Genomic DNA, 8,759 nt, shown 5'->3' with positions numbered 1-8,759 from the left:
CGGCGCAGCGCTTCGCCCAGATAGAAGAGACGCTCGTCGCAGGCGACGCGGATGTTCTGTTCGATTTCTGCCATCGTCACGGTCTTGCCCTGGTCCTTCGGCAAGGCCAGATGGTTGACGCCGTATTCCAGGGAACGGACGGCTTTCAGCATCGATTCCTCGAACGTATGGCCCATGGCCATGACTTCGCCGGTCGCTTTCATCTGTGTGCCGAGGCTGCGGTCGCCCTTTTCGAATTTATCGAACGGGAAACGCGGGATTTTCGAGACGATGTAGTCCAAAGCCGGCTCGAAGGCCGCGTAGGACGTGCCGGTGACCGGGTTCTTCATTTCGTCCAAGGTCAGGCCGACGGCGATTTTGGCCGCCATCTTCGCGATCGGGTACCCGGTCGCCTTGCTCGCCAAGGCCGAAGAACGGCTCACGCGCGGGTTGACTTCGATTATGTAGTAGTTGAACGAGTGCGGATCCAAGGCCAATTGGACATTGCAGCCGCCTTCGATCTTGAGGGCGCGGATGATCTGCAGCGAGACATCGCGCAACATTTGGTATTCCTTGTCGGACAACGTCTGGGATGGCGCCACCACGACGGAGTCGCCCGTGTGAACGCCGACCGGATCGATGTTTTCCATGTTGCAGACCACGATCGCATTGTCGTTGCTGTCGCGCATCACTTCGTACTCGATTTCCTTGTAACCGGCGATCGATTTTTCCAGCAGACATTGCGTCACCGGCGAATAGCGCAGGCCGTTGGCAACGATTTCGCGCAGGTCGGCTTCGTCGTAACAGATGCCGCCGCCGGTGCCGCCCATCGTGAAGGCCGGACGGACGATCAGCGGATAGCCGACTTTCGCGGCGAACGTCAGCGCTTCAGCCACCGTGTGGATGATGTCGCTCTCCGGAACCGGCTGGTTCAATTCGGCCATCAATTGGCGGAACAGATCACGGTCTTCGGCCTGTTGGATGGAACTCAGTTTCGTCCCCAGCAGCTCGACATTGTAGGCGTCCAGAACGCCTGCTTTGTCCAGTTCCACCGCCATGTTCAAACCGGTCTGACCGCCAAGGGTAGGCAAGAGCGCATCCGGGCGTTCTTTGCGGATGATGTTTGTGATGAATTCCACTGAAAGTGGCTCCATGTAGACTTTATCGGCGATTTCGACGTCGGTCATGATCGTTGCGGGATTCGAGTTCACCAGGATGACTTTGTATCCTTCTTCTTTTAAAGCCAAGCATGCTTGCGTTCCGGCATAGTCAAATTCAGCGGCTTGGCCGATGATGATGGGGCCTGAGCCGATCACTAAGATGGATTGAATGTCGGTACGTTTAGGCATGTTGTTTTCCTCCTTGGGCTGCTTTCATCATATCTACGAATTGGTCGAACAAATAGTTGGCATCGCGCGGTCCGGGCGCTGCTTCCGGGTGATACTGAACCGAAAAGATCGGTTTGGTTTTATGTTTGACGCCTTCATTCGTACCATCATTCAAGGCGCGGTGGGTTGCAACCAAGTCGGTTTGTTTCAGGCTTTCTTCGTTCACAGCGTAGCCATGGTTTTGGCTGGTTAGGCTGACTTTCCCGGTCGCCAGATCCTGCACCGGATGGTTTGCGCCGCGATGGCCGAATTTCAGTTTGTATGTCGTAGCGCCGCTTGCCAGTGAAATCAACTGGTGGCCAAGGCAAATGCCGAACATCGGCAGGTTCTCTTGGGCAATCAATTGCTTGATTGTTTCGATGGCTTCCGGAACGGATGTCGGATCTCCGGGTCCATTGCTCAACATGATGCCATCCGGTTTGTAGGCCAGGATCGCTTCCGCACTTGTGTTCCAAGGAGCGAGGATGACTTCACAACCCCTTTTCAACAATTCTGCAAGGATATTGTCCTTGAAGCCGAAGTCAAGCAGGACGACGCGAGGGCCTTCACCGGAATATGTTTTGATTTCTTTTGTTGAATTCATTTGGATTTCGTTGACCGGCAATTGGTAGGCTTTCAGGTTTGCGACGATTTCATCCAGATTGTCCGCATTCGCTACGAAGGCGCCGCGCATAACGCCGGCATTGCGGATTTTTTTGGTGATGCTGCGTGTGTCCACGCCGTAGATTCCCGGCACGTCAAAGCCCTTCAAGGCTTCATCCAATGTTTTGGTGGAGCGGAAATTGCTTGGATGTTCCGCCAGTTCATGCACAACCATCCCTTTCAGTCCTGGATGCATGCCTTCATAGTCATCTTCATTGATGCCGTAGTTTCCGATCAACGGATACGTGAAAGTGATGATCTGACCTGTGTAGGAAGGATCGGATAATGTTTCTTGGTAACCTGTCATCCCTGTGTTGAATACGATCTCTCCGATTGTGTCCTTTTCTGCACCGAATGCATAACCAGGATAGCAACTGCCATCTTCTAATACTAAAAATCTACGTTGTTTCATGTTATTCCTCCTGATTTCTGATTGACAAGGTACATACCTCACGCTTGCATGAAAAATAGGAAAATGTAAAAAAAACACACCTATTTTGGGCGTGTTTCAACGGTTGTTTACATTAATCGTTTCACATGCCTTGTTAGCCTCTCTGTGCTAATTTAAAGACTCGTTATTGCCACGCTGTATCCCGTACAGTATTGTGGATTACGTTAATTTTAGACTATCCGGACGGAATTTTCAATTTATATTTCCAAAAAATGAAAAAAAGGTGTGATTTTTAATTGTTTCCCCCCAGTTGACACGAAAATACCCTTGGAAACAATGGCTTTTCCAAGGGTACGGCATTTGATTATTTTACGTCCTCTTCGACTTTATCGGCAGGTGTCACTTTATGGACTTCCGGTTCCTGCTCATCGGCAGGTGTGAAGTCATCGGCGAAGTGGTCGATGCCGTTGTAAAGATCCAAGTGATAGAAGCCGTCCTCATAGCGGACGACCGAAATGCTGGCATTATCCAGATGGCGGTCGATCGAAAAATCGGGAATGACGGCATGGATCATGTTGCGGATCGTCATCCCGTGGGAAACGATCAGAATGTTCCGTTCGGAATCGCGGTGCTCGCCGATCAGTTTGATCAAACCGCGTTCAACGCGCAGCCAAAAAGTCATATAGTCTTCCGCTTCGTGGTAAGGATCCATTTCTTTCAATCCGTCCAACTCTTCGATGACGGAGCGGTGGGCATCATAATTCGGTGTTCCATCGGCGTTGCCAAGGAATTTGTTCAGATTCCCCCAAGTTTCGCTCGCATCCAGCCCTTCGAAAGAGCCGAAGAAAATTTCCCTGAATTCGGGCATGGCCACCACTTTCAAGTGATCGGCGTGCTGGTTTTCTTTTAAGATGATCTGCGCTGTTTCAAACGTGCGCCTCAAATCGCTGCAGTAGACCGCATCGAACTTGACATCGGCCAAGCCGGCGCCGCTCCGCATGACATCGCGTCGGCCCCGTGGCGTCAAGGGTGTGTCGGACCAGCCTTGCATCCGATTGTATTTATTAAGATAGGTTTCTCCGTGTCGCATAAAATAAAATGTTACTCCCTTTTTCAAGGTTAACCCGCCTCTCTCAAGCTATTTTTGCATTAGGATACTTGCTTTCCTTCTCTTATCTTAACAATTCCGGCGACTGATTGCATCTATTTTCATGAAACTATTTGTCGCTGAGCAGATCCTCCACGATTTCGCCGGACTTGTAGGCACGCAAGAGTTGCTGCAGGTCGATGACTTGCTGGGTCAGCTTTTTGCCGACGTCTGTCTGCCTTACGGTTTTGCGCTCCAACTCCTTGTCGACGATGCGCCGCGTTGAAACGATGTCTTTTTCATTTTCGATGGCATCCTGGCGGGAAGTGAACGGCTGATGGGACACCAGCTGCATCCCGAAGGAATTGTAAAGTAAGGTATAACCGGCCAGACCGGTCGTGTTCTGATAGGCTTTCGAGAAGCCGCCGTCGATGACGATCAGCTTGCCATCCGCTTTCAATGGGTTTTCGCCAATCTTTTCTTTGACAGGCGTGTGTCCATTGATGATGTGGCCTTTATTAGGATCCAAGCCGAATTCCTTGAGTATTTTGTGGGACAATTCCGGATTATCGCGCAGTTCGTAATAAAGGTTCTTCTTCTCGACATGGGTTTCCTTATCGGCGATATAAAGGCGCTCGAAAGTCGTCATTTTGTCCTTCCCGAACAGGGACGAGGTTTTTCCTTCCCAGAGATACCAGATCAGATCGAGAGCGCGGACATTCTGCTTCGGGTACTCGCGGTTCAGATAGCCTTTGCGCAGTACTTCCTCGTATTTGTCCAATAGGGCTTTGCCGCGGTACTTGACGTTATTGATCGACATCTCCATGAAGCTGCCGTCCGGATTCAGCGGCACGCAACCGTGGAACAACAGGTTGTCGTTGTAGCTCAAATACATGCTGCCCTTGCTGAAAAGGAACTGGACATGCTTCTGCAGTTTTTCCGAATTCAGGAATCCTGTCAGGAGTTTATCGACGACCAGGATTTCCTCCTCGGTCAAGCGGTAAGGATCGGCCGGATCGACGGTCGGGAAATAGTCGCACAGCAACGGATATTCCTTTCCATCCAACGTCACGGTTCCTTTTTCGTAGTCGGTGAAATCCAACACCATCCGATCGGCCATGTCGAATTCAGGATGGCGCTTGATGATTTCGCCCTCCAGCTTGAACTGGATGATCGAAATGGCTTGGTTCATTTTGGCGATCTGACGGATTTCTTCCGGGAAAATTTTGCTTTCGTCCTCGGCATTGATTTTCGGCATGAAAGGTTCGTAGCGGTCTTCTTTGTAGACCATTTCCGCAAACGTGATCAACGGACGCAGCGAAATGCCATAGGCGTCCTCGATGATTTCGAGGTTGTCGTAGCGGGCGCAGATGCGGATAACGTTGGCCATACAAGCAGCCGATCCGCTCGCGGCTCCCATCCACAGCACATCATGGTTGCCCCACTGGATATCCAGTTCATGGCCATCCATGAAGGTGTCGATGATTTTGTCGGGGAATGGGCCCCTGTCATAGATGTCCCCGACAACATGGATGTGATCGACGACCAGACGTTGGATGACATGCGAAATGGCGGCGATCAATTCAGTAGCCCGATCCAAGGAAATGACGGTCTTGATGATCTTTTCGTAATAGTCCTCTTTGTTCGTCATGATTGTGTCTTTGAAAAGCAGCTCTTCGATGATGTAGGCATAATCGGCCGGAATCGCTTTTCTGACTTTCGAGCGCGTGTATTTCGAGACAGTGAACGCGCAAAGTTCGGTGATGCGCAGCAACGTCAAGGAGTAAAATTCGTTGATTTCCTCCTCGGAGTCCAGGCTGTTGACGATCATGTCGATTTTTTCTTCCGGGTAATAGACGATGGTCGCGAGCTGGTTCATTTCGCGGGTGCTCAGTCTCCCTTGGAAAATCTCGCGTATCTTTTCTTTGACGTTCCCCGATCCATTCCTGAGTACATGCTGCACAGCGTCATATTCCCCATGGAGGTCACTGATGAAGTGCTCGGTTGCTTTCGGCAAGTTCATGATGGCTTCCAAGTTGATGATTTCGGTCACTGTTTTCGCTGCCGTCGGATATTCTTTCGCCAGCAATCGAAGATATTTGTCTTTCGTTATCATTAACAAACACACCCTTACTTTTTTCGTTTCACTCAGAACGGAACCCCGCAAAGCAAGCGTTCCTCACACTCGCAGGATTATCTTTATTTTTCGTGACAAGATGATTACTTCTATCATAGCTTGAATTATAAAAAAATGATAGACAAGATACAAAAGTTACACAATTATTCACATGTTTGCCGGTGTACCTGTCGAAGCGGATCTCGCCGGAGGTGGCGCGCCAACCCTCACCGATGCGCCGAACCCTAACAAAACGCGCCCGCATTCCAGTCGGAATGCGGGCGCGTTTTACGCATTTGTATGCTTATCTTTCCTTCAGCGCTCTGTCGATTTCGCGCTTCATGTCTTTCTGTTTCAGCGCATCGCGTTTGTCGTAGCTCTTCTTCCCTTTTGCGAGTCCGATCAGCACTTTCGCGACGCCGTTCCTGAGGTAAACCTTCAGCGGCACGAGCGTCACGCCAGTCGTCTTGGTCTCCTCGATCAGGTATCTGATCTGCTTCTTGTGCAGCAATAACTTCCGCGTGCGCAACGGATCGTGGTTGAAGATATTGCCTTGCTCGAACGGACTGATGTGCACATTCTGCAGGAATACTTCCCCGTTCCGGATGCTCGCATAGCCATCCTTCAGATTGATTTTCGCTTGGCGGACGGATTTGATCTCCGTCCCCGTCAGCACCATCCCGGCTTCCACCGTATCGAGGATGGTGTAGTCATGGCTGGCTTTTCTGTTCTGCGCTAATACTTTTCCTTCGCCTTTTGGCATAATCCGACACCTTCATTTCATTTGCTTACTTCTTTTTGCCTCTGCCTTTCTTCCCTTTGGCTTTCTTGGCCGGGCGGGAATAGAAGGGCTCTTTTCCTTTTGCGGTCTTTTTGCGCGGCCCGCTGTCGCGATCGGATTGGCCCGGTTTCCGCTTTTTGCCTTTTGGAATCTTCGAGCGGATTTGTTTGACCAGATCCTGATCACTTTGGCTCTGGACTTTTTCCTTGTCGATGACAAGCGAGAAGTCGATTTCGCGCGTGACTGGATCCGATTTTTCCACTTTGATCTTCACTTTTTGGCCGATTCGGTAAATGACGCCGGTGCGTTCACCCATCAAAAGCATATGGCTTTCGATGTAGTTGAAATAATCCTCCGTCATTTTCGAAATATGCACCAAGCCTTCGACCGTGTTCGGCAGCTGCACAAAGATACCAAATTTCGTGACGGAGCTGATGACGCCTTCAAATTCTTGGCCAACTTTGTCCATCATGAACTCAGCCTTCTTGAGCGATTCGGTTTCCCGTTCCGCATCAACCGAGCGGCGTTCCATCTGCGAACTCTGGACAGCGATATCCGGCAATTGGCCTTTCCACTTTTCGACCAGCTGCGGATCGACGATGCCTTTTCCGTATGTCCGGATCAGGCGGTGGACGATTAAGTCGGGATACCTCCGGATCGGCGAAGTAAAATGAGTGTAGTCTTTCGCTGCCAAACCATAGTGGCCGACCGGTACGGCATCATATTTCGCCTGCTGCATGCTGCGCAACAGCGTGGTCGAAACAACGGCTTCGTAAGGTTCATCCTTGACTTTCGCCAAGACGGCCTGCAGCTGTTTCGGCTTGACGTTTTCATGCGTGCCGCTCACAAGGATGCCGAATGTTGTCACGAACTCAAGGAAGCGCATCATCTTGGTCGGATCAGGCTGTTCGTGGATCCGGTAGATGAATGGCAGATTAGCCTTCGTGAAATGATGGGCGATCGTTTCGTTCGCGCTCAACATGAATGATTCGATGAGGCGCTCGCCGACACCGCGATCCTGCACATAGATGTCCAACGGATGCCCGTTTTCGTCGACGATGATTTTCGCTTCATCGGATTCGAAATCGATAGCGCCGCGTTTTTGGCGTTTCTTCAAAAGAATTTCATGCAGGATGGCCATTTCTTCGAACATCGGCACAAAATCGCTGTATTTTTCGCGCAATTTCTTGTCGTGGTCCGTCAAAATCGCATTGACATCGGAATATGTCATCCGCTGTTTCGATTCGATGACGCTCGGGAAAATATCATAGGCGACCACTTCGCCATCCGCATCGAGTTCCATTTCACAAGACATCGTCAGACGGTCTTCGTGCGGCAACAAGGAACAGATGCCGTTCGATAATTTTTGGGGCAGCATCGGTACGACGCGGTCCGTCAAATAGACGCTGGTGCCGCGCTCGTAGGCTTCACGGTCAATCGGGGAATTTTCCGTCACATAATAGGAAACATCGGCGATGTGCACGCCCAACAGATAGTGGCCATTTTCGAGCCGCTTCAGCGAAATCGCGTCATCCAAGTCCTTGGCATCGGCGCCATCGATCGTGACGATCTGTTCCGAACGCAGGTCCCTTCGGCCTTCCAATGCCTCTGCAGGAATCTCCAACGGGATTCCTTCCGCCTGTGCCAGCACGTCTTCCGGGAATTCGGAAGGGATGCCGAATTTGTAGAGGATGGCCAAAATATCCACGCCCGGTGCATCCTTATGGCCGATTTCTTTGGTTACCAGACCTTCCATCTTGATCGGGTTCTGCGGCGTTGGATAGCTGGTGATTTCGACCAGACAGACGCTGCCTTCCACAGGGTGGATGCCTTCCGGTTTGATGTAGACAACAATATTGTTGATTTTCGTATCTTGCGGGACAACAAACCCCAGATAACCGGTCTCTTCACGGCGATCGGAATCGTAAGGAACAAATTCGCCGACGACCTGATTCGATTTGCGCGTCAGGACAGCCGTCACTTCGGCTTCGACCCCTTTATCGTTCCACGGCTCCGCTTCGCGGGTGACCTTCACCTCGACTGTATCGCCGTCCATCGCGCTGCCGGTTCTGCCGCGCGGAATGAACAGGTCATTTTCGTTCGGATCGATTGTCACAAATCCGAAACCGCGGTCATTGCTGCGGAAGGTACCCGTCAAAGTGGCACCTTGCGCCTTCAGACGGAATTGTCCCGTCTTGTTCAGCACGAGGATCCCTCTTTCTTCCAATTGCGCAAAGACTTTGACCAATGCTTTAAAATCACTGGAATCCGTGTAGCCCAACGCTTCACTGACTTCCTTCAGGCTCATGCTTTTGGCGGCATGCTCCTGAAAATAGGCTAGAACGTCTATTTGGATCTGATCTATCTTTCTCATG

The 8,759-nt window shown here is 50.9% G+C and carries 6 protein-coding genes; all 6 read right to left on the bottom strand.

Going from position 1 to position 8,759, the window contains the following annotated elements:
• A partial coding sequence (gene carB, locus BMX58_RS07595; protein WP_093088819.1) for a carbamoyl-phosphate synthase large subunit occupies positions 1-1,328 on the bottom strand: 1,328 nt, incomplete at its 3' end.
• Positions 1,321-2,421 (bottom strand): glutamine-hydrolyzing carbamoyl-phosphate synthase small subunit, encoded by a 1,101-nt coding sequence (gene carA / locus BMX58_RS07590; RefSeq protein ID WP_068623106.1) that lies wholly within the window; start codon positions 2,419-2,421, stop codon positions 1,321-1,323. The genes carB and carA, both read right to left, overlap by 8 nt.
• A gap of 343 nt (positions 2,422-2,764) precedes the next feature.
• A complete protein-coding gene (locus tag BMX58_RS07585) occupies positions 2,765-3,490 on the bottom strand; it encodes a histidine phosphatase family protein (protein ID WP_239420553.1) in 726 nt (241 codons plus the stop codon).
• A gap of 127 nt (positions 3,491-3,617) precedes the next feature.
• Positions 3,618-5,603, bottom strand: a complete 1,986-nt coding sequence (locus tag BMX58_RS07580) for a fructose-1,6-bisphosphatase (RefSeq protein WP_068623108.1) — start codon at positions 5,601-5,603, stop codon at positions 3,618-3,620.
• Positions 5,604-5,907: 304 nt separating this feature from the next.
• Positions 5,908-6,366, bottom strand: a complete 459-nt coding sequence (gene smpB / locus BMX58_RS07575; protein WP_068623109.1) for an SsrA-binding protein SmpB — start codon at positions 6,364-6,366, stop codon at positions 5,908-5,910.
• 25 nt (positions 6,367-6,391) lie between these two features.
• Positions 6,392-8,758 carry a ribonuclease R gene (rnr, locus tag BMX58_RS07570; protein ID WP_068623110.1) on the bottom strand — a complete coding sequence of 789 codons (2,367 nt, stop codon included), beginning with the start codon at positions 8,756-8,758 and terminating at the stop codon, positions 6,392-6,394.
• Position 8,759 lies beyond the last annotated feature (1 nt).

Origin of the sequence: Trichococcus ilyis (assembly GCF_900109135.1) — a bacterium.
In the GTDB taxonomy this organism is placed as follows: Bacteria; Bacillota; Bacilli; order Lactobacillales; family Aerococcaceae; genus Trichococcus; species Trichococcus ilyis.
The sequence above is the reverse complement of the archived record's forward strand: the minus strand, read 5'-3'. Positions and strand labels throughout refer to the sequence as shown.